This is a genomic window from Pseudarthrobacter sp. S9, assembly GCF_050156545.1.
Classification (GTDB): domain Bacteria; phylum Actinomycetota; class Actinomycetes; order Actinomycetales; family Micrococcaceae; genus Arthrobacter.
The window spans coordinates 1,105,862-1,131,565 of sequence record NZ_CP189576.1; the positions used below are offsets into that span (position 1 = coordinate 1,105,862).

Annotated in this window: 24 protein-coding genes and 2 riboswitches; of the genes, 7 read left to right on the forward strand and 17 right to left on the reverse strand. The window is 67.9% G+C overall.

The genetic code is table 11. From position 1 onward, the window contains the following. Positions 1–47: 47 nt before the first annotated feature. The 3 genes from ACQCSY_RS05145 to ACQCSY_RS05155 all read left to right on the forward strand — a co-directional run bounded on the left by ACQCSY_RS05145 (position 48) and on the right by ACQCSY_RS05155 (position 2,729). Positions 48–758 carry a response regulator transcription factor gene (locus ACQCSY_RS05145; protein WP_427133749.1) on the forward strand — a complete coding sequence of 237 codons (711 nt, stop codon included), beginning with the start codon at positions 48–50 and terminating at the stop codon, positions 756–758. A gap of 2 nt (positions 759–760) precedes the next feature. After that, complete coding sequence (locus ACQCSY_RS05150; RefSeq protein ID WP_427133751.1) at positions 761–2,230, forward strand: ATP-binding protein; 1,470 nt, start codon at positions 761–763, stop codon at positions 2,228–2,230. Between the two features lie 211 nt (positions 2,231–2,441). Beyond that, positions 2,442–2,729 carry a WXG100 family type VII secretion target gene (locus ACQCSY_RS05155; protein ID WP_427133753.1) on the forward strand — a complete coding sequence of 96 codons (288 nt, stop codon included), beginning with the start codon at positions 2,442–2,444 and terminating at the stop codon, positions 2,727–2,729. A gap of 17 nt (positions 2,730–2,746) precedes the next feature. On the opposite strand, the gene ACQCSY_RS05160 is transcribed toward ACQCSY_RS05155, so the two are convergent. From ACQCSY_RS05160 to ACQCSY_RS05185, 6 genes are all read right to left on the reverse strand, one after another. After that, a complete protein-coding gene (locus ACQCSY_RS05160; protein WP_427133755.1) occupies positions 2,747–3,742 on the reverse strand; it encodes an RNase H family protein in 996 nt (331 codons plus the stop codon). Positions 3,743–3,890: 148 nt separating this feature from the next. Further along, positions 3,891–5,528: a chaperonin GroEL gene (gene groL, locus ACQCSY_RS05165; RefSeq protein WP_427133757.1), complete on the reverse strand. Its 1,638-nt coding sequence runs from the start codon at positions 5,526–5,528 to the stop codon at positions 3,891–3,893. Between the two features lie 305 nt (positions 5,529–5,833). Continuing rightward, positions 5,834–7,126 (reverse strand): ABC transporter substrate-binding protein, encoded by a 1,293-nt coding sequence (locus tag ACQCSY_RS05170; RefSeq protein ID WP_427133759.1) that lies wholly within the window; start codon positions 7,124–7,126, stop codon positions 5,834–5,836. A gap of 59 nt (positions 7,127–7,185) precedes the next feature. Then, positions 7,186–7,389 carry a cold-shock protein gene (locus ACQCSY_RS05175; RefSeq protein ID WP_427133761.1) on the reverse strand — a complete coding sequence of 68 codons (204 nt, stop codon included), beginning with the start codon at positions 7,387–7,389 and terminating at the stop codon, positions 7,186–7,188. Between the two features lie 159 nt (positions 7,390–7,548). Beyond that, positions 7,549–8,163, reverse strand: a complete 615-nt coding sequence (locus ACQCSY_RS05180; RefSeq protein ID WP_427133763.1) for a LytR C-terminal domain-containing protein — start codon at positions 8,161–8,163, stop codon at positions 7,549–7,551. Positions 8,164–8,253: 90 nt separating this feature from the next. After that, positions 8,254–8,595 (reverse strand): DUF3263 domain-containing protein, encoded by a 342-nt coding sequence (locus tag ACQCSY_RS05185; protein ID WP_427133765.1) that lies wholly within the window; start codon positions 8,593–8,595, stop codon positions 8,254–8,256. A 123-nt stretch (positions 8,596–8,718) separates the two neighbouring features. On the opposite strand from ACQCSY_RS05185, the gene ACQCSY_RS05190 reads away from it, so the two are divergent. Further along, positions 8,719–9,489 carry a uracil-DNA glycosylase gene (locus tag ACQCSY_RS05190; protein WP_427133767.1) on the forward strand — a complete coding sequence of 257 codons (771 nt, stop codon included), beginning with the start codon at positions 8,719–8,721 and terminating at the stop codon, positions 9,487–9,489. 26 nt (positions 9,490–9,515) lie between these two features. Next, positions 9,516–10,355, forward strand: a complete 840-nt coding sequence (locus ACQCSY_RS05195) for a siderophore-interacting protein (RefSeq protein ID WP_427133768.1) — start codon at positions 9,516–9,518, stop codon at positions 10,353–10,355. 48 nt (positions 10,356–10,403) lie between these two features. Here the strand turns inward: ACQCSY_RS05195 and ACQCSY_RS05200 are convergent, their stop codons facing one another. Both ACQCSY_RS05200 and ACQCSY_RS05205 read right to left on the reverse strand, forming a co-directional pair. Beyond that, positions 10,404–11,900, reverse strand: a complete 1,497-nt coding sequence (locus tag ACQCSY_RS05200; RefSeq protein WP_427133770.1) for a threonine/serine ThrE exporter family protein — start codon at positions 11,898–11,900, stop codon at positions 10,404–10,406. Between the two features lie 31 nt (positions 11,901–11,931). Beyond that, complete coding sequence (locus ACQCSY_RS05205) at positions 11,932–13,005, reverse strand: lipid II:glycine glycyltransferase FemX (protein WP_427133772.1); 1,074 nt, start codon at positions 13,003–13,005, stop codon at positions 11,932–11,934. A gap of 136 nt (positions 13,006–13,141) precedes the next feature. On the opposite strand from ACQCSY_RS05205, the gene ACQCSY_RS05210 reads away from it, so the two are divergent. Further along, positions 13,142–13,696, forward strand: a complete 555-nt coding sequence (locus ACQCSY_RS05210) for a TspO/MBR family protein (protein ID WP_427133774.1) — start codon at positions 13,142–13,144, stop codon at positions 13,694–13,696. 2 nt (positions 13,697–13,698) lie between these two features. Here the strand turns inward: ACQCSY_RS05210 and ACQCSY_RS05215 are convergent, their stop codons facing one another. From ACQCSY_RS05215 to ACQCSY_RS05240, 6 genes are all read right to left on the reverse strand, one after another. After that, positions 13,699–15,096 (reverse strand): L-serine ammonia-lyase, encoded by a 1,398-nt coding sequence (locus ACQCSY_RS05215; protein ID WP_427133776.1) that lies wholly within the window; start codon positions 15,094–15,096, stop codon positions 13,699–13,701. A 207-nt stretch (positions 15,097–15,303) separates the two neighbouring features. Beyond that, positions 15,304–16,632 carry a serine hydroxymethyltransferase gene (gene glyA / locus ACQCSY_RS05220; RefSeq protein ID WP_427133778.1) on the reverse strand — a complete coding sequence of 443 codons (1,329 nt, stop codon included), beginning with the start codon at positions 16,630–16,632 and terminating at the stop codon, positions 15,304–15,306. Continuing rightward, entirely contained in the window at positions 16,629–17,015 is a 387-nt protein-coding gene (gcvH, locus tag ACQCSY_RS05225) for a glycine cleavage system protein GcvH (RefSeq protein ID WP_427133780.1), read from the reverse strand. The genes glyA and gcvH overlap by 4 nt, the downstream gene beginning before the upstream one ends. A gap of 392 nt (positions 17,016–17,407) precedes the next feature. Next, positions 17,408–18,556, reverse strand: a complete 1,149-nt coding sequence (gene gcvT, locus ACQCSY_RS05230; protein ID WP_427133782.1) for a glycine cleavage system aminomethyltransferase GcvT — start codon at positions 18,554–18,556, stop codon at positions 17,408–17,410. A gap of 12 nt (positions 18,557–18,568) precedes the next feature. Next, positions 18,569–21,460: an aminomethyl-transferring glycine dehydrogenase gene (gcvP, locus tag ACQCSY_RS05235; protein ID WP_427133784.1), complete on the reverse strand. Its 2,892-nt coding sequence runs from the start codon at positions 21,458–21,460 to the stop codon at positions 18,569–18,571. Positions 21,461–21,499: 39 nt separating this feature from the next. After that, positions 21,500–21,616, reverse strand: a riboswitch (glycine riboswitch). A gap of 1 nt (position 21,617) precedes the next feature. Beyond that, positions 21,618–21,716: riboswitch (glycine riboswitch) on the reverse strand. Positions 21,717–21,841: 125 nt separating this feature from the next. Then, positions 21,842–22,381, reverse strand: a complete 540-nt coding sequence (locus tag ACQCSY_RS05240) for a TetR/AcrR family transcriptional regulator (RefSeq protein WP_427133785.1) — start codon at positions 22,379–22,381, stop codon at positions 21,842–21,844. Positions 22,382–22,449: 68 nt separating this feature from the next. On the opposite strand from ACQCSY_RS05240, the gene ACQCSY_RS05245 reads away from it, so the two are divergent. Further along, on the forward strand, positions 22,450–24,039 hold the full coding sequence (locus tag ACQCSY_RS05245; protein ID WP_427133787.1) for an MFS transporter: 1,590 nt from the start codon (positions 22,450–22,452) through the stop codon (positions 24,037–24,039). Positions 24,040–24,094: 55 nt separating this feature from the next. Here ACQCSY_RS05245 and ACQCSY_RS05250 read toward each other — a convergent pair whose 3' ends face one another. From ACQCSY_RS05250 to ACQCSY_RS05260, 3 genes are all read right to left on the reverse strand, one after another. Further along, positions 24,095–24,568, reverse strand: coding sequence for an SRPBCC family protein (locus ACQCSY_RS05250; protein ID WP_427133789.1), 474 nt, complete (start codon positions 24,566–24,568; stop codon positions 24,095–24,097). A 71-nt stretch (positions 24,569–24,639) separates the two neighbouring features. Continuing rightward, positions 24,640–25,047: an ArsR/SmtB family transcription factor gene (locus ACQCSY_RS05255; protein ID WP_427133791.1), complete on the reverse strand. Its 408-nt coding sequence runs from the start codon at positions 25,045–25,047 to the stop codon at positions 24,640–24,642. Positions 25,048–25,202: 155 nt separating this feature from the next. Then, positions 25,203–25,682 carry a Dps family protein gene (locus ACQCSY_RS05260; RefSeq protein WP_427133793.1) on the reverse strand — a complete coding sequence of 160 codons (480 nt, stop codon included), beginning with the start codon at positions 25,680–25,682 and terminating at the stop codon, positions 25,203–25,205. Positions 25,683–25,704: the final 22 nt, after the last annotated feature.

Here is a 25,704-nt window from a genome sequence, read left to right on the forward strand (position 1 = left end):
ATCTCCCGTTCAGAAAACTCACAGAATCTGGGAGCATCATGGGTAGCATGAAAAAGAACGGTCCCGAAGCCAAGCTCCTCGTCGTCGATGATGAACCGAACATCCGCGAGCTGCTGTCCACGTCGTTGCGCTTCGCCGGCTTCGAAGTCGTTTCGGCCGGCACCGGGCGCGAGGCCCTGGCCGCCGCGGAACTGCATGCCCCCGATCTCGCCGTGCTGGACGTCATGCTGCCGGACATGGACGGCTTCACCGTCACACGCCGCCTCCGCGCCGCCGGCAAGCACTTCCCGGTGCTGTTCCTGACCGCGAAGGACGACACCGAAGACAAGGTCACGGGCCTGACCGTGGGCGGGGACGACTACGTCACCAAGCCTTTCAGCCTCGACGAGGTAGTGGCCCGCATCCGGGCCGTGCTCCGCCGCACGCAGCCCCAGCTCGACGACGACGCCGTCATCAGGGTCGATGACCTGCAGCTCGACGACGACGCCCACGAGGTCCGCCGCGGCGGCACCGTGATCGAGCTGTCCCCCACGGAGTTCAAGCTCCTGCGCTACCTCATGCTCAACCCGAACCGGGTCCTGTCCAAGGCCCAGATCCTGGACCATGTCTGGGAATACGATTTCAACGGCGACGCCTCGATCGTTGAGTCGTACATCTCCTACCTGCGCCGCAAGGTGGATATCGATCCTGACGCCCCGGCGCTGATCCAGACCAAGCGCGGCGTCGGCTACGTGCTGCGGACAGCCGAGAAGCGCTGACCTTGCTGCACCGCTGGAAATCGGCGTCGCTGCGTTCGCAACTGGTCGCCATCATGATGGCGCTGATGCTCGTGGCCCTGACCGCCACCGGCGCCGGCACCCTGACCCTGCTGCACAGCTTCCTCCAGGGGCAGGTGGACGACAAGCTCAGGGCCGCCATCGAGTCCGTGCGTCAGGAGCAATCCTTCAGCCAGCTGCAGGACAGCAACCCCAACGTTCCCACCGACTATTCGCTGATGCTATTCAGCCCCGGCCTGCCGCCCTTTCCGTTCGGCGGCGACAAGGAGTCCCACCCCGACATCAGCAGCATTTCCCCGGCCGAGGCCAGGGACCGCCAGCAGGCGCCGTTCCAGGTCCACGGCGGGAAAGGGGGCAACTGGCGGGTAGTGGCGCTTAACGTGCTGGACGGCAACCAGCGCGGCGCCGTCGTCGTCATCGGCCTCCCCCTCGACCCCGTCGATTCGGTGATGGAGCACGCCGTCCTCGTCGTGGTGGGGGTCGGGCTGCTGACCCTTGTGCTGGCCTTCTTCATCGCCACCTGGACCGTCTCCCGGTCCTTCCGGCCGCTGGCCCGGGTGGAGAAGACCGCCGCCGCGATCGCCGCCGGAGACCTGTCCCGGCGTGTGGAGGTCGAAAACCCCGGCACGGAGGTGGGCCGGCTAGGCAGCTCGCTGAACGCCATGCTGGCGCACATTGAAACGGCCTTCGCCGCCCGGATGGCGTCCGAGGCCCGGATGCGGCGCTTCGCCGCCGACGCCTCCCACGAGCTGCGGACTCCGCTCGTCACCATCCGGGGTTTCTCGGAGCTGTACCGGCACGGCGCGCTGTCCACTCCGGAGGACGTGGCGACGGCGATGAGTCGGATCGAAAGCGAGGCGAAACGCATGGGTGCCATGGTGGAGGATCTGCTGCTGCTGGCCCGGATCGATGAGCAGCGCCCGCTGCAGCAGAAGCCGGCGGACCTGCTGCTGCTGGCCCACGACGCCGTCGTGGACACCCAGGCCGCTGACCGCCGCCGCGTCATCAAGCTGGCAGGGCTCGACGGCGCCTCCCCGGGCCCGGCGCCGGTGCTGGGCGACGAGGCCAAGCTGCGGCAGGTGGTCAGCAACCTGGTCGGGAATGCCCTGCGCTACACGCCTGAGGGCAGCCCCATTGAACTTGCCGTGGGGGCCCGGACCGGCCAGGACGGAACGCGGCAGTCCGTGATCGAGGTCCGGGACCACGGTCCGGGCGTCCCGGAGGACGAAGCGGCCCGGATCTTCGAGCGCTTCTACCGGGCGGACACCTCGCGGACCCGGGAAACCGGCGGCAGCGGACTGGGACTGGCCATTGTTGCCGCCATCGTCGGCGCGCACTCCGGCTCCGTCCGGGTCTGGAAGACCGACGGCGGCGGGGCCACCCTGGTGGTCAGCCTGCCGTTCCTGGACGACGGCATCGAGAACCCCGGCTCCCGCGACGCTGTGCCTGCGTAGTCCCTGCCTGGTCCCTGCGTAGCCGCGTCCGCATGATCCGCTGTCCGGGCTGGGCGATTTCCACTTAGGGCGGTTTCCACATAGGGCAGCCGAGGGTGGCCGCCGCACCTGCCGGCTGCCTACGCTCGAGATGTCCGGAAGATCCGGACCAGGCAGCAACTCCTTCGCGAGGTCCCCCGCTGCCTCGCTTCACCGTCGAGAGGTCATCCCCATGAGCATCATCTCCGTCGATACGGAACTCCTCCAGCTCAAGTCCGCCAACGTCAAGGCCACGGTCGACCGGATCAGCGCGGACGTCCAGGCCATGAAACGCGGGCTCGACGAGCTCCAGGCAAGCTGGCGCGGCTCCGCGGCCACCAACTTCCAAAACCTGGTCGCCGAATGGACCCTGACCCAGGGCAGGGTGGAGGCATCCCTGGCATCCATCAACCTCGCGCTGAACTCTGCGGCCGCCAGCTACGCCCAGACCGAGCTGGGCAACACGCAGCGCTTCAGCTGAGCGTCCCCGTGCTGGCATTACGCCTCGGGGGTGCCCTGATGGAACCGCAGGCGCCACTGGGCACCGTCCAGGACCCACAGGGAGCTGCGCAGGGCAGTTCCTGAGCGGGTGTAGCTGCGGTACGTCAGGAGCACGATACCCTCGCCCAGGCGGTCCGCGCCCAGCAGCTCCAGTTCCGTTGGCCCGCCCGGGTTCTCTTCCAGTGCCATCATCATGGCGTCGCGGGTCCAGACGCGGCCCGAGCTGCCGATTTCGGTGAAATCCGGGTGCAGCAGCACGCCGGTACGCCCCAGGTCGCCCCGGGTTTCCGGCCGCAGCAGCTCGCGCTCAAGGGACTCGACGACGGCTTCAGGGCTCGCGTCCGCGCCGCCTGCGGTTGCGCGCGACGCCTCTTCGAGTTCGCTGAAGAGATCGGGCTCACTGAAAACGCCGGGCTCGCCGAAGAGTTCCTGCTGTCCGGCCGGCCGGGGCGCTGCCGGCGCTGCGGTTGGCGATTCCTGCGGTGCCGGGGCCGCTTCTTGCGCAGCCGCCGGGGCGGTTCCCGCCGTAGTGCCAAACCCGGGGCCATGCCGGACCGCAACGCCCTGCTGGTAGGCCGTGGCGGCCGCCCGGGCGCGGTCGTCCGCCGCCTCGTTGAGGTCGTGCCCGGCGTGGCCGCGCACCCACTCGAAGGTGTACTTGCGGCCGACGAGCGCCTGGTCGATCTCCTTGAGCAGGTCCACGTTCAGCACAGGCTTGCCGTCCGCCTTGCGCCATCCCTTGCGCTTCCAGCCCGCCATCCATTTGGTCACCGCGTTGATGACGTACTGGCTGTCGCAGAGGATATGCAGGTCCTCGCCGGGCAGGTGCGCCGTTGCCCGGAACAGGTCCAGGACGGCCATCAGCTCGCCCTGGTTATTCGTGCCGTGAGGCCACCCTCCGGCCCGCCAGCAGTCGTCGTTCACGTACCAGGCCCATCCGGCCGGGCCGGGATTTCCTAAGGCCGAACCGTCGGCCGCTGCTGTAATCGTCACTGCACTATCCTGCCAGATGCCGCCGGCCCCCACCGCCCCGCGCCCTCCCGCAGCGATCCTCCGGGACGGCCGTTAAGCCGACGGCGGCCCCACCCGAAGGTGGGACCGCCGTCGTTGAACTGCGTGGAGTGGCTAGCGAGCCGGGTGGTTAGAAACCGCCCATGCCGCCCATGCCGCCCATGTCGTCGCCGCCGCCCATGGCCGGGGAGTTCTTCTCCGGCTTGTCGGCCACAACGGCCTCGGTGGTGAGGAACAGGCCGGCGATGGAAGCCGCGTTCTGCAGGGCAGAGCGGGTTACCTTGACCGGGTCGTTGATGCCGGCAGCCAGCAGGTCGACGTACTCGCCGGTGGCGGCGTTCAGGCCGTGGCCTGCGGGCAGTCCGCGGACCTTGTCCACCACGACGCCGGGCTCGAGGCCGGCGTTGAAGGCGATCTGCTTCAGCGGCGCGTCGATGGCAACGCGGACGATGTTCGCACCGGTTGCCTCGTCGCCGGAGAGCTGCAGGTTGGCGAATGCCTTGGCACCAGCCTGGATCAGGGCAACGCCACCGCCGGCGACGATGCCCTCTTCAACAGCAGCCTTGGCGTTGCGGACAGCGTCCTCAATGCGGTGCTTGCGTTCCTTGAGCTCAACTTCGGTTGCGGCACCGGCCTTGATGACTGCAACGCCGCCGGCCAGCTTGGCCAGGCGCTCCTGCAGCTTCTCGCGGTCGTAGTCGGAATCGGAGTTCTCGATCTCGGCGCGGATCTGGGAGACGCGGCCGGCGATCTGGTCGGCGTCGCCTGCACCCTCAACGATGGTGGTCTCGTCCTTGGTGACAACGACCTTGCGGGCGTGGCCCAGGAGTTCGAGGCCTGCGGTCTCAAGCTTGAGGCCGACTTCCTCGGAGATGACCTGGCCACCGGTGAGGATGGCGATGTCCGCGAGCTGCGCCTTGCGGCGGTCGCCGAAGCCCGGAGCCTTGACGGCAACGGACTTGAAGGTGCCGCGGATCTTGTTGACGATCAGGGTGGCCAGGGCCTCGCCCTCGATGTCTTCGGCAATGATCAGCAGCGGCTTGTTGGACTGCATGACCTTTTCGAGGACAGCAACCAGTTCCTTGACGCTGGAGATCTTGGAGTTGACGATCAGGATGTACGGATCCTCGAGGACCGTTTCCTGGCGTTCAGCGTCCGTGACGAAGTACGCGGAGATGTAGCCCTTGTCGAAGCGCATGCCCTCGGTGAGCTCCAGCTCGAGGCCGAAGGTGTTCGACTCCTCGACGGTGATGACGCCTTCCTTGCCGACCTTGTCCAGGGCTTCGGCAATCAGGGCGCCAATCTCGTTGTCGCCGGCAGAGATGGACGCCGTGGCAGCGATCTCTTCCTTGGTCTCGATTTCCTTGGCGGAGGCCAGGAGCTCGCGGGTGACGGCTTCAACAGCCTTCTCGATGCCGCGCTTGAGGGACAGCGGGTCAGCGCCGGCTGCGACGTTGCGCAGGCCTTCCTTGACCAGGGCCTGTGCCAGAACGGTGGCGGTGGTGGTGCCGTCGCCGGCGACGTCGTCCGTCTTCTTGGCAACTTCCTTGACCAGCTCGGCGCCGATCTTCTCGTAAGGATCGTCCAGCTCGATCTCCTTGGCGATGGAAACACCATCGTTGGTGATCGTAGGGGCGCCCCACTTCTTTTCGAGGACGACGTTGCGTCCACGCGGGCCGAGGGTGACCTTGACGGCGTCGGCGAGGATGTTCAGGCCTCGCTCAAGACCGCGGCGTGCCTCTTCATCAAATGCAATGATCTTGGCCATAACGGCAGTAGTCCTTTCGGGACAGTCGTTAAGAATGAACCTTTGCTGCGGTGCCCGCGACGGACGATCCCTCCCCGGCGGCCTCTGTATGCCGCTGGGTCCGGGATCTCACCCCAGCCAGGTATTTCTTTCGCTCCCAGTCCGGCTGCCTCGCTTCGCGGCCGGCCGAACCGGGCGTCGTTTTAGCAGTCAGTACGCGGGAGTGCTAAGTCAATAATTAGCACTCCCCCGGGGAGAGTGCAAGCAGCGCATGATCCGGACCGCCTGTATTGGCGCTCTGCGGCGGCGCAATACGCTACGGGCGATCAGCCGCCGCTGCTGCTCGCGGTTTCGTTGCCGCTCATTGTGGCCTTGTTGTCGGCGCCGTAGCTGTACACCGTGTAGTTCGCCTCCGTGACGTCGCCGTGGGAATCAAAGTTGATCCGCCCGGATTCGCCGTCGTAGTCGGGGCGCTTGCCCGCGCGGATCGCGTCGGCGCATTCCTTGTATGACTTGCAGGTTGTGGTCTCACCGGAGGGCTGGGCACCGGCTGGCTGTCCGCCGGCTGGCTGTCCGCCGTCGGCGGGTTGCGCCGTTCCGCCGGACACGGCAACGAGCCTTGCCGCGATGGACGTGCCGGCGTCGTCTTCCGCCGCAGCCGCGGCCACGGCGGCCAGGTTGACGGCGTCGTAGGTCTCGGCGGCGAACGTCATGTCCTTCAAGCCCGGTTCAACGGCCACCAGGGCGGCCTGGAACGTGGCGGACGGAAAGACGCCGGGCAGGATCCCGCGCGCGCCGTCCAGGGCGCGGGTGCCGAGGCCGGAACCGTACTGGTTGACGGCCCCGTCACTGAGGATGAGCTTCTTGCCCGCGAGCCCCAGGTTGTTCAACTCGGCGATGGCGCCCTGCGCCCCCTCCCGGGAGACCAGGACGACGGCGTCGGGGGCCGCTGCCTTGGCGGCAGCCGCCGCCTGTTGCGCCTGCCCCGCCCTGAACTCCGCGTCGGCCACGGGATCCAGCCCGGACTGCTTCGCCGCGGCGGCCACGGCGGCGGCGACGTCCTTGCCGTAGCTGCCTTCCTCGTGCACGACGGCAAGGGTCCTGGCACCGCCGTCCTTGGCGAGCTTGGCGAGGACGGCGGCCTGCGCGATGTCGGCCGCCGAGGTGCGGAAATAGTAGCCGCCGCTCTTGTACGTGCTGAGCCCGCTGGCCGAGTTGGCCGGCGAGATCACCGCGACTTTGGCGTTGGACAGCACGTCGATGGCGGCGGGGGCGCGGCTGGAGTCGGTCGGGCCGATCACGACGTCGGCCTTGGCCGCCACGAGCTCCCTGGCCTGGGCCGCGGTGTCCGTGCTGATGGTCTCCGGGAGCAGCTCTACCGGCTTGCCCTTGTGGCCGCCCGCCGCGTTGATTTCCTTGACGGCAAGCTTCGCCGCGGCCGCCTGGGGTGCATTGAGGAAGTTCTGCGGGCCCGTGTTGTCCAGGATGAGGCCGATCCGCAGCGTGCCGTCACCGCTGGCGTCGGCGGTGGCCACGCGGGCGCTCCCGGTCGGCCCCAGGCAGGCGGTCATGGCCAGGACCGCGGCGGCCCCTGCCGCCGCGGCGCGGCTTAGCCGCACAGTACGCGTCCGGCGTCGGGCAGGGTCCTGCGGAGGGTGCGCTGCCGCCGGGAGTGCCACTAGGCGGGCCGGACGCTTTCGGCCTGCGGGCCCTTCTCGCCCTCGCCGACTTCCAGCTCCACCCGCTGGCCCTCATCCAGGGCGCGGTAGCCGTCGCCGATGATCGCGGACCAGTGCACGAAGACATCGTCCCCGGAGCCGTCCACGGTGATGAAGCCGTAGCCCTTTTCGGCGTTGAACCATTTGACGGTTCCCAATGCCATGGTGTCCACACTTTCAGCTAGCTTGCGGGCGGCCCACCTCGATGTGCGCCGCGGAATGCGAAACGAGGTCCGCAGTTACTCTATCCACAGGGTCCCGCAGGAGGGCAGGCTGCGGGCAGGGGCGCCGGCTAATAGTTATTCAGGCGTAACCGGAATTGACTACTGGAAACCGGGCCCGAGCACGACGACGAGGGGCATCTTGAACTCGGCCGACTCCACAAGGGTCGGGATGCCGAGCAGGGTCCCCAGCGCCTCGGCGTTGCCCTTCTGCGCCGCGCTGCTGTAAAAAATGACGGAGCTCTGCTGCGGGACGCCGCTCCAGTTGCCCATCGGGCCCAGGACCCAGCCTGCGGAGGCGACCGTAGCGCCCACCCGGCTGGCGAGGCCGGCCGTGGTTGTCCCGTTGTAGATCGCTACCGGCTGGGTCTTGTCCGCAGCGGCTGCGGTCGCGCTTGGCGTGGCGGAGGGGGTTGACGACGCCGACGGCGCTTCGCTGGGCGTGGCGTCGGATGCCGCCGGGCTCGTGGCGCCCGGCGAGGCCGGGGCGCTGGTGCCGGCTGTGTCAGGCGCCAGGGCCGCGTTCTCCCCCGCGGAGGAGAATCCAAGCTTCGGCAGGATCAGGAAGGCCACCAGGCCGACGACCAAGGCCAAGCAGCCGACGGCCAGGACGGGCGCCAGGCTGCGGCGGCGGGATTCGGCGACTGCCCGGTGGACACCCTGCCGTGCGGAGGTCTCCGGGACCCGATCAAATTCATCCCGAGCGTATTTGGTCATGGTAAAAACGACGTCCTTGCTGGTTTCTTACGAAGCCCGAGGCCGGAGTGGGCGCAAAGGCCCGCGCATCCGGCTGTGCTTCACGCGGCTTTACGCCTCTGTTCCCAAACGGCGTGCAGTGCGGGCACGTTGGCGTGACGTACGTAGTCTACGCAACCTCTTCACCAGCATGGGATCGTGGGCCAGCGCATCCTCGGTGTCGATGAGTGCATTGAGGATCTGGTAGTAGTGCGTGGCGGACAGATCGAAGAGCTCCCGGATGGCTTGTTCCTTGGCCCCGGCGTACTTCCACCACTGCCGTTCCAGTGCCAGCATCTGCTGGTCGCGGGTGCTCAGCGGAGACTCTTTGGACCCGCTATTCTTGGACACTTTCAGCGCGGTGACCGCGGCTGCAACGTCCGCGGGCAGGTGCTCCTGCGCTGCTTCGGCCACTTCACACTCCCTGGCTGGATCCGGTAAAAAGTCTCTCCCCATGCTACGGGCGAACGACAGGCTTGTCATTTGCCGCGTTCTCCTTCCGTGCGTGGCTTCAGGACGTACTGCGAGAATGGACCTGTGTCTGATTCCGATGCCTTGTTCGAGCTTGAGCCGCCCGCCGCGGAGACTATCGGCTTTGCCGGGCTGGCCCGCCTGCCGCTGACTGAACTCGTGGCGGAGGACTGGGCTGAGGCGCTGGCGCCGGTCGAAGGGCAGCTGCGCGCTGTCCTGGACTTCCTCGCCACTGAAGTTGCCGCCGGGCACGAGGTCCTGCCTTCGCCGTCGAACGTGCTGCGGGCGTTCCGGCAGCCGCTGGCAGGCGTCCGGGTCCTGATCGTGGGCCAGGACCCGTACCCCACGCCGGGGCACGCCGTCGGGCTGTCCTTCGCGGTGGAAGGCGCCATCCGCCCCATCCCGCGCAGCCTCGCCAACATCTACAAGGAACTCGAGACCGATCTCGGCCTGCCGCCGCGCGTCCACGGGGACCTCAGCCCCTGGGCGGACCAGGGTGTCCTGTTGCTGAACAGGGTGCTCAGCGTCCGGGCAGGAGCAGCGGGCTCGCACCGCAACAAGGGCTGGGAGGCCATCACGGCAGCCGCCATCGGCGCCGTCGCGGACCGCACTTCCGCAGCCGGCGGCAAGGCTCCCATGGTCGTGATCCTGTGGGGGAAGGACGCCGAATCGGTCAGGCGGCTGCTGGGGTCCGGCGCGGTGATCGCCAGCGCGCACCCCAGCCCGCTCTCGGCATCGCGGGGCTTCTTCGGCTCCCGGCCGTTCAGCCGCGCCAACCAGCTGCTCCAGGAGCAGGGCGACGGCACGGTCGACTGGGAACTGCCGCCGCTTCCTTAGCCGGGTTCTTAGCTAGGCTTAGGTCCATGACCTCCGTTCCCGCCGCCACCACTGCCAACCGGAACTCGCGTCCCCAGACCGACCTCACCGTCCTGAGGCGCGAGCAACTCTCTCCGCACATGGTCCGGATCGTCGCCGGCGGTCCGGGCTTCGCCGACTACGCCACCAACGGCTTCGTGGACCGCTACGTCAAGATCGTGTTCCCGCAGCCCGGCATCGACTACCCGGATCCGCTGGACCTCTGGGAGGTCAGGGAAACCATGCCCCGCGATCAGTGGCCGCACACCCGGACCTACACCGTCCGCTGGGTCGATCAGGTGGCTCAGGAGCTCGCCATCGACTTCGTGATCCACGGCGACGAAGGCCTCGCCGGTCCATGGGCTGCCGCCGCGCAGCCCGGAGACAGCCTCATCTTCACCGGCCCGGGCGGCGGCTACAACCCCGACCCGGCGGCGGACTGGCACCTGTTCGCGGGCGACGAGTCCGCGTTGCCGGCCATCAGCGCCGCGATCGAATCCCTCCCCCACGACGCCCGCGGGCTCGCCTTCCTGGAGGTGGACAGCGACGCCGATATCCAGTCGATCGCCGCACCCGCCGGCGTCGAACTGCACTGGCTCCCGCGCGGCGGTGTTCCTGCCGGGGCCGGCGAACTCCTGGTCGCCGCGGTCCGGGACTCAGAGTGGCTGGATGGCCGGGTGCAGGTCTTTGCCCACGGCGAGCGCGGCTACATGAAGAGCCTCCGGGACGTTCTCTACGTGCAGCGGGGACTGGAGCGCGCGCAGGTCTCGCTCTCCGGCTACTGGGCCAAGGGCCGGGTGGAGGATGACTTCCAGGCGGAGAAGAAGCTGCCCATCGGGAAGATCTAGCCGGGCAAGACCAGGGAATATCCAACCCGGGAATATCCAACCCGCGCGCTAGCGCCGGCGTGCCCGCCGTCGTTCGTTGCTCGCCAGGCTCCGGGTCAGCGGCCGCGCCAGGGTGTCACCGAGCACAATTCCCGCCGCGACGCCCAGCACGATCGCCCCGGCGTTGAGCATTCCGCCGGCGCCCATGAGGATCTCGGACTCCTCGATGGTCAATACATACATGGAGCGGAATATGGTGAGTCCGGGCAGCAGGATCAGCGCTGCCGGGACGGCGACCACGAGCTGCGGCGCGCCCATCCGGAGCGCCACCACCCGCGCCAGCAGCCCGATGACGACGGCGGCGAGGCCGGGAGCGAACCGGGCGCCGATGCCAACGGCGTCTCCCGCGATCAGGACCAGGTATCCCACGACGCCCACGGCCGCCGTCGGGAGCAGCAGAGTCCAGCTGGTCTGCTCCGTGATGCCGATCATCAGCACCGCGATGGCAATCAGGATGACGACCACCCACAAGTCATACTTGGGCGGGAATGTTTCGGTGACGTCGATTGGCTCCATGCCGGTCATGTCCCCGACCACGAAGGCGACGGCGATGCCAGCGACCAGCGCACCGAAGGTCAGGATGGTGGACAGGAATCGGCCGGCCGCCGTGACGGGGAAGCCGTTGATGGCATCCTGCACCGAGGACACGAGGCGACCGGTCGGGAGCAGCAGCAGGATGCCCCCGACCACCACGATGGCAGGGGCGATCTGGATCCCCACCGGGCTGCCGAACCGCCACAGGAGCAGAGCGATGATGGTGACCAGGAACGAACAGGCCGCCGTGATGAAGAAGTCCGGCGTGCGCCACCTGCCCAGCTGGCGGGCCAGCAGGCTGACCAGCAGGTTGGAGAAGAACGCGATCACGGAGGCGCCCGGCCCCCCGCCAAGGACGCCGACGAAGACGGCGGAGAAGACCCCGAACGCCACCGTGACCATCCAGCGGGGGAACGGCTTGGAGCTATGGGTGATTTCATCGAGCCGGCGCACGGCCTCTTCACGGCCCACGCCGCCGGCCACAATGTCCGTGACCAGCTGGTGCACCTTCGCGAGGCCTGCGTAGTTGTTGGTCCAGGACCGCACCACGCGCAACAGCGAGATGGGGGTCTGGTCCTTGGGGGCATAATTGATCGCCACCGACTGGTTGGTGATGTCCACCTCGATGTTTTTCAGTCCCAGGGCCGCCGTGATGGCGATGATGCTGGTTTCGACTTCCAGCGCGCCGGCACCGTACCGGAACATGGATTCGGCGAGGTGCAGCGCGAAGTCGATCGTCTTGCGCGCGGAGGTGTCCACCCCGCCCACCTGGATCATCGGGTTGGCGTACGGGCTGCCGGCCAGACGGTCCACGATGCTCATGGGGGCTGTCGGCGGGTTCTCACCCTGGACCAGACGGCGCAGCATGCGCTTGGCGGCGGCATTCTGGCTCACCTGCATGGGCGACATCGGCTCGGTCCGGGGCAGTCCGTCCGTGGGCGGCCTGCGGCGGCCGTCGGGTTCTTTGGTCATTCCGGCCTCCTCACTATCCGTTGCAGCCGGCTTAGTAGAACTGCTGGCCTGTTCGCCGGGTATAGAGCTGGCGTGCCACACGCTCGCCGGCAGCCATCCAGGCCTTGTACTTCAGCGGGCTCAGCACCTGGTCATAGCAGCCGACGAAGTCGGTGACGGTCTTGCTGAAGCTGGTTTTGAACAGTCCCAGCCCGTGGAACGGGTTGGACGTGTCCTTGAGCTGGTCGCTCGGCGGCGTGCCGCAGAAATCATATTCGGTGCAGCCGAGTTCCTTGAGCTGGTTGATGCCGATCCACTGGACCAGGTGCGAATCTCCGTACTGGCTCCGTTTCTGCAGCGAGCCGCCGTCCTTGTACGTTCCTTTGCGGCCGTAGTTGATCACGAAGGCGCCGACAGAGGGCACCCCGTTCTCGTAGACGAACAGGAGCCGGCCCTGGCCGCGGGTGAGGAAGTTGGTCCAGAACTGGCGGTAGTACTCATATTCGCGGACCCGGACCTGGGACTTGGCCTCCACCGTGGTGGTCATCAGGGCATACATCGCCCGGAAGTTCTCTTCCGTGGGTTCGACGTTGTGGACCTCCACTCCTTCGCGGATGGCCCGGCGCACAGCGTTCCTGCCGCGGGAATGAAGATTGCGCAGCAGTTGGCTGTCCTGTGGCGAAATGTCCAGCAGCGCCGTGGAGTCATTGGGCTGCAGGTTGTGGTTCTTGACCAGCCCGGCCCCTGCGAGGGCGCGCTTCGCCTCCTCGGACAGGACGATGTCCGGCTCGATCTTGATCGCAAAGACGCCCAGCTTGGCCCGCTTGACGAACTCCGCGTTGGCCGTGGCGATGCCGGGGATGTCCTCGACGGAGGCCACGTCCGGACCCTTGATCAGGTACCAGAGTTTGCCCACGAGGGGGAAGGACTTCTCCAGGACCAGGTTGTAGCTCGTGTAGTCGGCGCACTCGTAGACCAGGTGCAGCGGCTTCCAGCCGAAGTGCTGCTTGACCTCGGCGAAGGCCTCGGACTGCAGAAGGTTGCCGCCGTTCGGGTTCGCGGTGACGTTGGCGTCCCAGCTGGCGATCTCTTCTGCGGAGGCAAAGCGGGCAGTGAATTCTCGCAAGGGTGCGGTATCCAATCTTTGCGGAACGAGCTTCGGCGGCATGCGGACATGCACGCCCAAGTCTATCCGCCCGGCCCAGTGATTCAGCCCGGACCCGGTCCCGGACAAGCCCGGAATGGAACGCTAGGCTGGAACCATGCAGGCTCGCCACCACCCGGTCACACCGCGTTCAGGAGTCCCGCCGCGGGAGACCGGAGGGCGCGGGACCCGCCATGAGGTCCTGGGACTCCTGGCGTTCCTCGCGGCCTCCGCCCTGGTTGCCGGCCTGGGCGGGCTGGCCACCGGCAGCAACGTCACCGGCTGGTACGCCACCGCGGACAAGGCGCCGTGGTCGCCGCCGAACTGGGTCTTCGGTCCGGTCTGGACGGTGCTCTACCTTGCGATGGCGGTCGCGGCCTGGCTCGTCTGGCGCCGCCGCGCCGAGGGGTCAAGGGCCGCCCTGACGGCCTACGGCGTGCAGCTCGCGCTGAACCTCCTGTGGACGCCGGTTTTCTTCGGCCTGTACCCCGCGCTGGGCACCCCGGCGCTGTGGATCGCCGTTGCCGTCATCGTTGCCCTTGCCATCGCGGTTTCGGTGACGGTGCTGTGCTTCGGTCCGGTCAGCCGCGCGGCCGGGCTCCTGATGCTGCCCTATCTGTCCTGGATCGTCTTCGCCTCGTCACTGAACATGTGGGCGGCGCTGCACAACTGATCTCAGCAGACCGCCACGTTGACGGCGAGGCCGCCCATGGCGGTTTCCTTGTACTTGGAGGACATGTCCTTGCCGGTCTCGCGCATGGTCACGATCACCTCGTCCAGGGACACCCGGTGCGAGCCGTCCCCCCAGAGCGCCATCTTGGCGGCGTTGATGGCCTTGGCGGCGGCGATCGCGTTGCGTTCGATGCAGGGGATCTGCACGAGCCCGCCGATCGGATCGCAGGTCAGCCCGAGGTTGTGCTCCATCGCGATTTCCGCGGCGTTCTCCACCTGCCCGGGCGTGCCGCCCATGACCTCGGCCAGGCCGGCCGCGGCCATCGACGACGCCGAGCCCACCTCGCCCTGGCAGCCGACCTCGGCGCCGGAGATCGAGGCCTGCTCCTTGTACAGCACCCCGACGGCACCGGCGGTCAGCAGGAACCTGACCACGACGTCGTCGCGGTCCTTTTGGGTGGCCTGGTCCATGCCGGGGGCGAAGTGCAGCGCGTAGTACAGCACGGCCGGGATGATCCCGGCCGCGCCGTTGGTGGGCGCGGTGACCACCCGGCCGCCGGAGGCGTTTTCCTCGTTCACGGCCAGGGCGATCAGGTTCACCCATTCCTGCCAGTACTTCGGGTCCCGGTCCTTGTCCTCCTTCAGCAGCCGCTCATGCCAGTCAGGGGCGCGGCGGCGGACCTTCAGCCCGCCCGGCAGCAGGCCCTCGCGCCTGATGCTGATTTCGACGCAGGCCTCCATCACGGAGTAGATGTGCAGCAGGCCCTCGCGGATCTCCTCCTCGGTCCGGGAGGCCCGCTCGTTGACGAACATGATCTCGCCGATCGACAGGCCCCTGGACCGGCAGTGGCCCAGCAGTTCCGCGGCGGTGCGGAACGGCAGCGGCAGTTCCTTCTTGGACGCGGCCAGTTCCGCCAGGGCCGTGTCCTCTTCGCCTTCACGGACGATGAAGCCGCCGCCGACGGAGAAGAACGTGGCCGTGTGCAGGATCCCGCCGTCGGCGTCGGCGACGGTGAACGTCATGCCGTTGGTGTGCCGCGGCAGGATGGTCAGGGGGCGCAGGACGATGTCCTCCACCTTGTACGGCAGCGGGACAGCTCCGGCCAACTGCAGGGTCCCGGTTTCGGCGATCTTGGCGAGCCGTTCTTCCACTTCCTCCGGCAGGATGAGCTCCGGGTGGAAGCCTTCCAGGCCGAGCAGGATGGCGGTCATGGTGCCGTGGCCGTGGCCGGTGGCGGCGAGGGAACCGTAGAGGTCCACGCGCAGCGAGGCCACCCGGTCCAGCTTCCCGGAGGACTTGAGTTCCTCGGCAAACACCGCGGCGGCCCGCATCGGGCCCACGGTGTGGGAACTGGACGGTCCTATTCCGATGGAAAAAAGGTCGAAGACTCCAACGGCCATTGTCGGTTCCTAACTAGGTCTGGCTGTGGTCCGGCAGAGGTCCTGCCGGAAGGCGGTGCGGCCGCCGATGGGCGGCATCACGGCCCGATGCACGACGCCGGGCGGCAGCTTGTGGCGGCAGCCCGGCGTCGTGATCTGTACTGCGACTTCTGTACTGCGACTTCTGTAGTGCGGGTGATCTCTACTGCTACTTCAGTGATACGGCCTCTAGGCGAGGTTCGCAACCGAAGGGTAGAGCGGGTGGGCGGCGGCGAGGGCCTCCACCCGGGAGCGCAGGCCGGACAGGTCCGCGCCGGCGTCGGCGGTCAGGGCCTCGGCGATGATGTCCGCGACCTCGGCGAAGGCTGCCTCGCCGAAGCCGCGGGTGGCCAGCGCCGGGGTGCCGATCCGCAGCCCCGAGGTGACCATCGGCGGGCGCGGATCGAACGGCACGGCGTTGCGGTTGACGGTGATGTCGATCGCGGCGAGCCGGTCCTCGGCCTGCTGCCCGTCCAGTTCGCAGTTCCGCAGGTCCACCAGGACCAGGTGCACATCCGTGCCGCCGGAGATCACCGAGATCCCTCTGGCCGTGACGTCGTCCCGGACCAGGCGATCGGCGAGGATCCGGGCACCGGCCAGCACGCGTTCCTGGCGTTCCCTGAACTCTTCCGACGCGGCGATCTTGAAGGCCACGGCCTTGCCGGCGATCACGTGCTCCAGCGGGCCGCCCTGCTGGCCGGGGAACACGGCGGAGTTGATCTTCTTGGCGATGCCGGCGTCGTTGCTCAGGATGATGCCGCCGCGCGGACCGGCGAGGGTCTTGTGCGTCGTGGAGGTGGTCACGTGCGCGTGCGGGACCGGGGACGGGTGCAGGCCCGCGGCGACGAGCCCGGCGAAGTGCGCCATGTCCACCATCAGGTAGGCGCCCACGGCGTCGGCGATCCGGCGGAACTCGGCGAAGTCCAGCTGCCGGGCGTACGCGGACCAGCCGGCCACGATCAGGGCCGGCCTGTGCTCCAGTGCCAGGGCCTCCACCTCGGCCATGTCGATCCGGTGGTCCTCTTCACGGACCTGGTACGGGATGACGTTGTAGAGCCGGCCGGAGAAGTTGATCTTCATGCCGTGCGTCAGGTGCCCGCCGTGGGCCAGGTTCAGGCCCATGATGGTGTCGCCCGGACGGATCAGGGCGTGCATCACCGAGGCGTTGGCCTGCGCGCCGGAGTGCGGCTGCACGTTCGCGTACTCCGCGCCGAACAGCGCCTTGACCCGGTCGATGGCGAGCTGCTCGATGACGTCCACGTGCTCGCAGCCGCCGTAGTAACGCTTGCCCGGGTAACCCTCGGCGTACTTGTTGGTCAGCACCGAGCCCTGCGCCTGCATGACGGCCACGGCGGTGTGGTTCTCCGAGGCGATCATCTCCAGGCCGTCGCGCTGCCGGGAAAGCTCCGCGTCAATCTGAACGGCGATCTCCGGATCCAGGGCGGAGAGGTCCGCGTCCAGGCTCGCAGAAACGACCTGCTCAAACGCGACGGTACCTGCGGTCGTTGCGCCGCTCACAGCTCGCCGCCGTTCTTGGAAGCGTAGTCCTGGGCGGAGAGCAGCGGGCCCTCGAACTCGGCGGCGACCTTGAAGAGCCAGCCGGCACCGTAGGGATCGCTGTTGATCAGCGCGGGATCGGACACGACGTCCGGGTTGATCTCCGTGACCTCACCCGTGACCGGGGCGTACAGGTCCGAGACGGACTTGGTGGACTCCACCTCGCCGCAGGTCTCCCCCGCGGTCACTGTGGCGCCGACCTCAGGCAGGTCAACGTACACGATGTCGCCGAGCGCGTCCGTGGCCACGGCGGAAATCCCGATGGACACCACGTTGGAAGCCGCATCGCGCGCAACCCACTCGTGCTCGTCGGAGTACTGCAGTTCAGGGGCAACTCTTGCCATGTGTTTTTCCTAAAGTCGGTGTGGTCTTGGTGCTAGATAAATTGTGGCTGGGTTACGCGGCGGGGTTCGCCATCCTCCGCTAGAAGCCAGTTCAGTTTCGGGGCCAACAGTTTCGGAAGAACGCTGGCCGTTCAGATTCTTCGACGAGCCGGCCTCAGGTAGGCGGTTCATCCCCAGCACCTTTGGCTTTCGGGAGCGCTACTTCCGGTGGAGCGTCCGTTGGGTTCCGTTGTCCAAAAGGTGAGTTGTTCTTGAGGGGCCGGCTGGTCTGGGTTTTCGCAAGCGTGCGTCTAAGCGAGGAACGAGCGAGCACGCGTGAAAACTCAGGCCTGCCGGTCCCGGAGTCGGGGACGGCACCGCAGAGGATGCCGGCCCCGACGGGACCCGATGGACTACTTCTGGCGCTTGTAGAAAGGCAGTGCCACGACTTCGAACGGCTCCGTCTTGCCGCGCAGGTCGATGTCCAGGGCCGTGCCGGGCTCGGTGAACGCGACGTCGACGTACGCCATCGCCACCGGGTAGCCCAGGCTCGGGCTGGGCTGGCCGGAGGTGACCTCACCGACGACCACGCCGTCCTTGAGGACCGGGTAGTGGCCGCGGCCGGCCCGGCGGCCGAGTCCCTTGAGGCCGACGAGCTTGCGGCCCGTGGTGGATCCGGCGCCGGCTTCCTTCTTGGCGGCCAGGGCCGCCTTGCCCACGAAGTCGCCCTCCTTGGACAGTGCGACGACGGGTCCCAGCCCGGCGGCGAAGGGGTCGCCTTCGAGGCCAAGTTCGTTGCCGTAGAGCGGCATGCCGGCCTCGAGGCGGAGCGAATCGCGGGAGGCGAGTCCGGCGGGCGTCAGCTCGCCGTCTTCGGCGATGGCGACGACCGACTGCCAGAGGGCAGCGGCGTCGTCATTGGCGACGAAGATCTCGAAGCCGTCCTCGCCCGTGTAGCCGGTGCGGGCCAGCAGAAGCTCCTGGCTGGCGCCGCCGAACATGAAGGGGACCTCCACGGCAGCGTAGTACTTCAGGCCGGTGACGAGCTCGTGCTGCGCGGCAGGGACCAGCCGCAGCAGGATCTCCTGCGCCTTGGGGCCCTGCACGGCGATCAGCGAGGTCTCGGCGGAGGCGTCCTCGACGACGGCGTCGAAGCCACCTTCTGTCCCGGAACCGGCGCGCTCGGCCAGGGCCGCGGCCACGACCTTGGAATTGCCGGCGTTGGGGACGACCAGGAACTTTTCGTCCCCGCGCCGGTAAGTGATGAGGTCGTCGATGATGCCGCCGTCCTCGTTGCAGATCAGCGAGTACTTGGCCTTGCCGATCGCCATGGCGGACAGCTTGCCGACGAGCGCGTAGTCCAGGAAGGCAGCGGCGTCGGGGCCGGTGACCCAGACTTCGCCCATGTGGGAGAGGTCGAACAGGCCGGCGGACGTGCGGACGGCGTGGTGTTCGGCCAGTTCGGAGCTGTACTTGAGCGGCATCTGCCAGCCGCCGAAGTCCGTGAAGGAGGCGCCGAACTTCTTGTGCTCTTCGTAAAGGGCCGTGTACTTCTCAGTCATCGTTGGCTGTCCTTAGTTGGCGGAGTCGTCGGAGTGGTCCTCGAACGCCTCGAGGGGTGGGCAGGAGCAGATCAGGTTGCGGTCGCCGGCGGCGCCGTCGATCCGGCCGACCGGAGGGAAGTACTTGTCCTGCTTCAGGTGGTGGACCGGGAAGACGGCCTGCTCGCGCGGGTACTCACGCGCCCAGTCTGTGCTGATGACGGCGGCGGCGGTGTGCGGTGCGTTGCGCAGCGGGCTGTTCTCGATGGTGAAGTCGCCGTCGGCGACCTGGTCGATTTCGGCACGGATTGACACCATGGCCTGGATGAAGCGGTCGATCTCCACCAGGTCCTCGGACTCGGTGGGCTCCACCATGAGGGTGCCGGCCACCGGGAACGCCAGGGTGGGGGCGTGGAAGCCGTAGTCGATCAGGCGCTTGGCGACGTCCTCGGCGGTCACGCCGGTCCTGGCCGTGAGTTCGCGCAGGTCCAGGATGCACTCGTGGGCGACGAGCCCACCTTCGCCTGTGTACAGGACCGGGAAGAAGTCGTTCAGGCGCGCCGCGATGTAGTTGGCCGCGAGCAGCGCGGACTTGGTGGCGTCGGTCAGGCCCTTGCCGCCCATGAGCTTCACGTAGGCCCAGGAGATCGGCAGGACGCCGGCGGAGCCGTAGCGGGAGGCGGAGATCGGGGTGCCGTCGGCGCCGTTGGCCGGATCCGCGGCGTTGCCCGGCATGAAGGGCGCCAAGTGGGCCTTGGCTGCCACCGGTCCGACGCCGGGGCCGCCGCCGCCGTGCGGGATGCAGAAGGTCTTGTGCAGGTTCAGGTGGGAGACGTCGCCGCCGAACAGGCCGGGCTGGGCCAGGCCCACGAGCGCGTTGAGGTTGGCGCCGTCGATGTAGACCTGGCCGCCGGCGGCGTGGACGGCGTCGCAGACCTCGCGCACATCGGCGTCGTACACGCCGTGGGTGGACGGGTAGGTGATCATGATGGCGGACAGGGCGTCCTTGCTGGCCTCGATCTTGGCGGTGAGGTCGGCGTGGTCGATCGTGCCGTCGGCGGCGGTGGCAACCACGACCACCTTCATGCCGGCGAGCACTGCGGAGGCGGCGTTGGTGCCGTGGGCCGAGGCCGGGATGAGGCAGACGTTGCGCTGGGCGTCGCCGCGGGAGAGGTGGTAGCCGCGGATGGCCAGCAGGCCCGCGAGCTCGCCCTGCGATCCCGCGTTGGGCTGGATGGAGACCTGGTCGTAGCCGGTGATCTCGGTCAGCTGGGCTTCCAGGTCCTCGATCAGTTCGCGCCAGCCGGCGGTCTGGGAGTCCGGGGCGAAGGGGTGGATGGAGGCGAACTCGGGCCAGGAGATGGCTTCCATCTCGGCCGTGGCGTTCAGCTTCATGGTGCAGGAGCCCAGCGGGATCATGGTCCGGTCCAGGGCCAGGTCGCGGTCCGAGAGGCGGCGGATGTAGCGCAGCAGCTGGGTCTCGGAGCGGTGCGTGCTGAACACCGGGTGCTGCAGGTAGTCCGAGGTGCGTACGACGGCGGCGTCCAGGCCGAAGCCGGAAACGTCCGCCGCTGTGTCCGCGGCCGTGGCGCCGAAGGCGGCGACGACGTCGGCGACGATGGCCGCCGTCGTGGCCTCATCGGCGGAGATGCCGACCGTGTCCGCGTCGATGGCCCGCAGGTTGATGCCCTTGGCCTCGGCGGCGGCGATGATCTGCTCCGCCCTGCCCGGGACGGAGACGGTGACGGTGTCGAAGAACGAGGTGTGCAGCACGTCCAGGCCGGCGGCCTTGAGCGAGGCGGCGATGCTCCGGGCGTGTCCGTGGGTGGTCTCGGCGATGGCCTTGAGGCCGTCCGGGCCGTGGTAGACGGCGTAGAAGGACGCCACGATGGCCAGCAGCGCCTGGGCGGTGCAGATGTTGGAGGTGGCCTTCTCGCGGCGGATGTGCTGCTCGCGGGTCTGCAGTGCCAGGCGGTAGGCCGGGACACCGGCGTTATCCTTGGACACGCCGACGAGGCGGCCGGGCATGGACCGTTCGAGGCCCTTCTGGACGGCCATGTAGGCGGCGTGCGGGCCGCCGAAGAACAGCGGGACGCCGAAGCGCTGGGCGGATCCGACGGCGATGTCGGCGCCCTGCTCGCCCGGGGAGGTGATGAGCGTCAGGGACAGCAGGTCCGCTGCGACGGTCACGAGGGCGCCGCGTTCCTTGGCGTCGGCGATGATCGGGGCGTGGTCGAACACGCGGCCGGAGACACCGGGCTGCTGGAGGACGACACCGTTGATGACGCCGTCGGGCAGTCCCTTGGAGAGGTCGGCGACCTCGACTTCGAAGCCGAGGGCCTCGGCGCGGCCCTTGACGATCGCGATGGTCTGCGGCAGGCAGTCGGCGTCGAGGACGGTCTTGCCGTCATGGGCCGTCTTATTCTTGTTGGCGCGACGCATCATCAGCACGGCCTCGGCCACGGCGGTGGCTTCATCCAGCAGGGAGGCATTGGCGATCGGCAGGCCCACCAGGTCCTGGACCATGGTCTGGAAGTTCAGCAGCGCCTCAAGCCGGCCCTGCGAGATTTCCGGCTGGTACGGGGTGTAGGCGGTGTACCAGGCCGGCGCCTCGAGGATGTTCCGGCGGATGACGGCCGGGGTGAGGGTGTCATAGTAGCCCTGCCCGATCATCTGCACGGCGGTCTTGTTCTTCGCGGCCAGCATGCGCAGCTCGGCGAGGACCTCCACTTCACTGAGGGCTTCGGCCAGCCGCAGCGGTGAGTCCTGCCGGATGTCCTTGGGAACGGCGGTGTCCACCAGCGCATCGACGGTGTCGTAGCCGACAGCCTTCAGCATGGCGTCGACGTCGGACTGGCGGCGGGCGCCGATGTGCCGGTCAACGAAGGACGTGGAGGCGGAAGTAACAGTCACAAGGAACTCCATAACTCAGGCGGCGCAGGGTACGCCACAGTGATTCGGGTTCCTCCCCGCTCTGTATTGGACCTGAGAGTTTCCGCGCAGCCGTGCGTTTGCAGGGCTCCGCTTGCACCGTCGGTGAGCACAGCATGTCAGAGGACAGCCTGCTACTTTCCAGAGTTGCCTTGCCGCGGCGGTACATGGGCCTGAGAGATTCCTGGGGAGGGTTTGCTCCTACGGCGCCTGCTTGTACCTACAAGCAGAACTCTCCCGCCGCAGATCAAAGGCATATTCAATTGCTCGTGACAACAGTCACAGCTCCCATTGTCCTACGCCGGGCCCGCGTCCGCAAACCGCCGGGCGTCCGGGTTACGCCGGGCGTGAGGCGCGTCCGGCCCGACGGGCCCCTCAGCCGCGCAGCCGCTCGACGGCGGCCAGGAGGCTCTCGACGTCGGCGTCGACTTCGGGGAGTTGGCCGCCCGGGCCGCGGGTGAGCATGGCATTGAAGTACAGCCCGTCCCCCATGTACAGGACGGCTTTGGCCATGCCAGGCCCGACGTCGCCCGCCAACAGGTCCAGCCAGCTCGCCTGTCCGGCGGCGAAGCGGCGCAGGGTCTCCTCGTGCGCCACCTCGGCCAGCCGCGTGGCGGCCACGAAAACCCGGTCCATCGCGGTGCCCGCCCACACAGAGGACTTGATGAAATACGCCGCGGCACCCTGCGGAGCAGCCGCCATGGCCTTGAGATCCTCCGCGAGGAGCCGGTCCAGCCGTTCGAGCAGCACGGAGATCATCGCCTCCTTGGTCGGGAAATGATAGAGCAGGCCGCCTTTGGAGACGCCCGCCCGCTTCGCGACGGCATCCAGCGTCGCGGCGCGTTCACCCTCCTCGATCAGCAGGGATTCGAAGGCGTCAAGGACGGCTTCGCGGGCGACGGGTTTTCTGGGCATGGTTCCTATCATGCCCGTGTCGGCGTGCATTTCTTAACTTTACCGTCCAGACGGTATAGTTATCTTTTATGAGCAACGCATCCATTACCGCGAGCCGCACCAGCATCGGTACGGGCACCCAGTCGGGCAGCCGCCCGCGGGCACCGTGGCGCGACTGGCTGGCCCTGGCCCTGCTGATGTTCCCGGTACTCCTGGTGGCCGTGGACAACACCGCCCTGACCTTCGCCCTGCCGGCCATCGCCCGCAGCCTCGATGCCTCCGGCTTGGAACTGCTCTGGATTGTCGACACCTACCCCCTGGCCCTCGCCGGATTGCTTGTGGCGATGGGCAGCCTGGGCGACCGGATCGGCCGGCGCAAGCTCCTCTTCATCGGCAGCACCGGCTTCGCGGCCGTCTCGGCCGCCACCGCGTTCGCACCAAGCGCCGAATGGCTGATTGCCGGCCGGGCGGGGCTTGGTTTCTTCGGCGCCATGCTGATGCCCTCCACCCTGTCCTTGATCCGCAACATTTTCCCGGAGCCCAACCGGCGCAGGCTGGCGGTGGCCATCTGGGCGGCCGGCTTCTCCGGCGGCGCAGCCCTCGGCCCGATTGCCGGCGGCTGGCTCGTGGAGCACTTCTGGTGGGGAGCCGTCCTGCTGGTGGCAGTGCCGATCATCCTGCCGCTGGTGCTGCTCGGCCCGGCCCTGATTCCGGAATCCCGCGACCCCAAACCCGGCCGGGTGGACGTGCCCAGCATCATCCTGTCGCTGCTGGTCATGGTGCCGGTGGTCTACGGCGTCAAGGCACTCGCCTCCCACGGCCTGGCGTTCGAGCCCCTCACCAGCATCGGCCTGGGCCTGGTCATGGGGTACATGTTCATCCGCCGCCAGCAGGCCCTGGCCCGCGGGGGCACCACGGCCCCGATGCTGGATGTCAGCCTCTTCGGCAACAGGGTCTTCAGCACCGCCATCACCGCCAACGTCCTGGCGCTGTTCTCCTACAACGGCTTCATCCTGTTCCTGGCCCAGCACCTGCAGCTGATCGAGGGCCAGTCCCCCTCCGCGTCCGGCGTCGCCATGGTCCCGGCCCTCATCGCCACCGTCGCGGCAGGCCTGCTGGTGGTGCCGCTCGTGCGGAAGGTCCGGCCCGGCTTCGTGGTGGCCGGCGGCCTGCTGCTGAGCGCCGCAGGCTATTTCCTGGTGGCCTTCGGCAACCATGGCAACGGCCCGGCCCTGCTGCTGACGGCCCTGATGATCCTCTGCCTGGGCGTGGGCGCTGCCGAGACGATCTCCAACGATCTGATCCTGGGGGCCGTCCCGGCGGATAAGTCCGGAGCGGCCGCGGCGATCTCCGAGACCGGTTACGAGGTGGGCTCCCTGCTGGGCACGGCGATTCTTGGCTCCATCCTGACGGCCTCGTACCAGCACAACCTGCGGCTGCCCGCCGGGGTGTTCGAGCTCGCCCCGGACACCGCCACGAGCCAAGCCGGCGAGACCCTCGCCGGCGCCGTGGAGCTCGCGCAGACGCTTCCCGCCCCCGTGGCGGAGGCGGTGACGGCGGCCGCCCGTGTTGCCTTCGAATCAGGCGTCCACGTCACGGCCGCCATCGCGCTGGTACTGATGGCGGGAGCATCGGTGCTCGCCGCCGTCGTCCTCCGAAAAGTGCCCACCGCCAAGTAGCCGGTGGCGTCCGACGGCGGCACCGGTTCCGGTGCCGCCGCGCCGGCAGCCAGGGTCAGCTGCCCTCGACGTAGGCCTTGAGGGCATCGAGCAGGCCGTTCGTGCCCTCCTTGCGGCCTTCCACCTGGGCCGCGTCGCGGGCGGCGGTGCCGGTGAAGAAGGCGCCCTGCTCGGTCAGGGTCAGCAGGGTGCCGTCGCCGTCGGGTTCCAGTTCCAGTGTGCTGAGCGAGACGGACATGCGCTCCCCGTCCAGGAGCATCTCGTAGGTGTAAATGATCCGCTCGTTCTCCACGATGTCGTGGTAGACCGCATGCATGGTCGAGACGAAGCCCCCGACGGGTCCGCCGACGTCGGTCTCGCGTCCGCCCACCCGGAAGTCCAGGCTCGATTCGCCCTGGTTCCATTCGGGCGGTCCGGCGAACCACTTCTTCTTGCTCGCATGCTCGGAGAATGCGCGGAAAACGCGCGACGGCGGGGCGTTCAGCCGGCGTTCCAGGCTGAAGCTGGCGTGGGTGGTTGGGGTGCTCATGGCGTACTCCTCTTGGTTGTCTGTTCTTGGCTGACTGTTCTTGGCTGACTGTTCTTGACTGTTCTTGACTGTCAGCCCGGCGGCCGGGGCGGACGGGCCGGGCCGGGCGCGGGACGGGCAGGGTCTGCGGGTTCCGCGTCGGCATTCAGGAAGTCCTCAAGCCGGTCAAGGCGGCGCTCCCCGGGCGTCCGGCGCTGGCCCAGCCAGTTTTCTGCGCGCCGGACCGTGGCAGGGTCGATGCTGCAGCTGCGCACCCTGCCGATCTTTTCGCTGCGGATCAGGCCGCTGGCTTCCAGGACCTGAAGGTGCTGGACAACCCCGGGCAGGCTCATCCCGAACGGCTCCGCCAGTTGCGAGACCGTCGCGGGCCCCTCGCACAGCCGGACGACGATGGCCCGGCGGGTGGGGTGGGCGAGCGCGTGGAAAACGCCGTCGAGCTCCCGGTCGCTTACCGGATGATTCGCCTGATTGTTAAGCACATACTTAAGTATTCGCCTAGCGCGGCGGCTGTCAAGGGTTAAACGGAAACGTCCGGCGCCGGGACGAACCCGGCGCCGGACGCTGTGGACTGCATTACGTGGACTTACGTCAGTGCGTGGATAGCCGTACTGGAGGACCTAACTGGAGCGCTTTGCTACTTTGCGTCCGGCGTCGTCACGCTGGCGGAGGCCCGCATGATCTCGGCATTCACCATCCAGGCGTACTGCTCGAGCTTGGCGATGAACTCGTGCAGCAGGTCGGCAGTGGTCGGGTCTTCCTCATCCACCTCGTCGTGGACTTTGCGCATGGTGCCGACTGCCGCCTCGAGCGCTGCGACGATCCGTTCGATGGCGTCCTTGGTGTTGATCAGACCGGCCGGAAACTCGGCAAGGGCGGTGGACTTGGAGACCGTGGAGCTGCGGCCGTCCGGCAGGGCATGGAGGGCGCGCATGCGTTCGGCCATGTCATCCGCGAAGCCACGGGCGGCATCGATGATTTCGTCCAGCTGGAGGTGAAGGTCCCGGAAGTTCGTACCCACGATGTTCCAGTGCGCCTGCTTGCCCTGAAGGTGAAGCTCGATCAGGTCCACGAGTACTGCCTGCAGGTTGGTCGTCAGAGTCGGTGAAGCTTTCATACATACTCCTGGGTAGATCCGA

Excerpts from the sequence above, each read along its gene's own strand:
- ACQCSY_RS05195 (WP_427133768.1), top strand. The coding sequence starts at position 9,516 with ATGACCTCCGTTCCCGCCGCCACCACTGCCAACCGGAACTCGCGTCCC.
- ACQCSY_RS05210 (WP_427133774.1), top strand. The coding sequence starts at position 13,142 with ATGCAGGCTCGCCACCACCCGGTCACACCGCGTTCAGGAGTCCCGCCG.
- groL (WP_427133757.1), bottom strand. The coding sequence starts at position 5,528 with ATGGCCAAGATCATTGCATTTGATGAAGAGGCACGCCGCGGTCTTGAG.
- ACQCSY_RS05180 (WP_427133763.1), bottom strand. The coding sequence starts at position 8,163 with ATGACCAAATACGCTCGGGATGAATTTGATCGGGTCCCGGAGACCTCC.
- ACQCSY_RS05245 (WP_427133787.1), top strand. The coding sequence starts at position 22,450 with ATGAGCAACGCATCCATTACCGCGAGCCGCACCAGCATCGGTACGGGC.
- ACQCSY_RS05250 (WP_427133789.1), bottom strand. The coding sequence starts at position 24,568 with ATGAGCACCCCAACCACCCACGCCAGCTTCAGCCTGGAACGCCGGCTG.
- ACQCSY_RS05240 (WP_427133785.1), bottom strand. The coding sequence starts at position 22,381 with ATGCCCAGAAAACCCGTCGCCCGCGAAGCCGTCCTTGACGCCTTCGAA.
- gcvP (WP_427133784.1), bottom strand. The coding sequence starts at position 21,460 with ATGGAGTTCCTTGTGACTGTTACTTCCGCCTCCACGTCCTTCGTTGAC.
- gcvH (WP_427133780.1), bottom strand. The coding sequence starts at position 17,015 with ATGGCAAGAGTTGCCCCTGAACTGCAGTACTCCGACGAGCACGAGTGG.
- ACQCSY_RS05200 (WP_427133770.1), bottom strand. The coding sequence starts at position 11,900 with ATGACCAAAGAACCCGACGGCCGCCGCAGGCCGCCCACGGACGGACTG.
- ACQCSY_RS05215 (WP_427133776.1), bottom strand. The coding sequence starts at position 15,096 with ATGGCCGTTGGAGTCTTCGACCTTTTTTCCATCGGAATAGGACCGTCC.
- ACQCSY_RS05260 (WP_427133793.1), bottom strand. The coding sequence starts at position 25,682 with ATGAAAGCTTCACCGACTCTGACGACCAACCTGCAGGCAGTACTCGTG.
- ACQCSY_RS05175 (WP_427133761.1), bottom strand. The coding sequence starts at position 7,389 with ATGGCATTGGGAACCGTCAAATGGTTCAACGCCGAAAAGGGCTACGGC.
- gcvT (WP_427133782.1), bottom strand. The coding sequence starts at position 18,556 with ATGACTGAGAAGTACACGGCCCTTTACGAAGAGCACAAGAAGTTCGGC.
- ACQCSY_RS05145 (WP_427133749.1), top strand. The coding sequence starts at position 48 with ATGAAAAAGAACGGTCCCGAAGCCAAGCTCCTCGTCGTCGATGATGAA.
- ACQCSY_RS05155 (WP_427133753.1), top strand. The coding sequence starts at position 2,442 with ATGAGCATCATCTCCGTCGATACGGAACTCCTCCAGCTCAAGTCCGCC.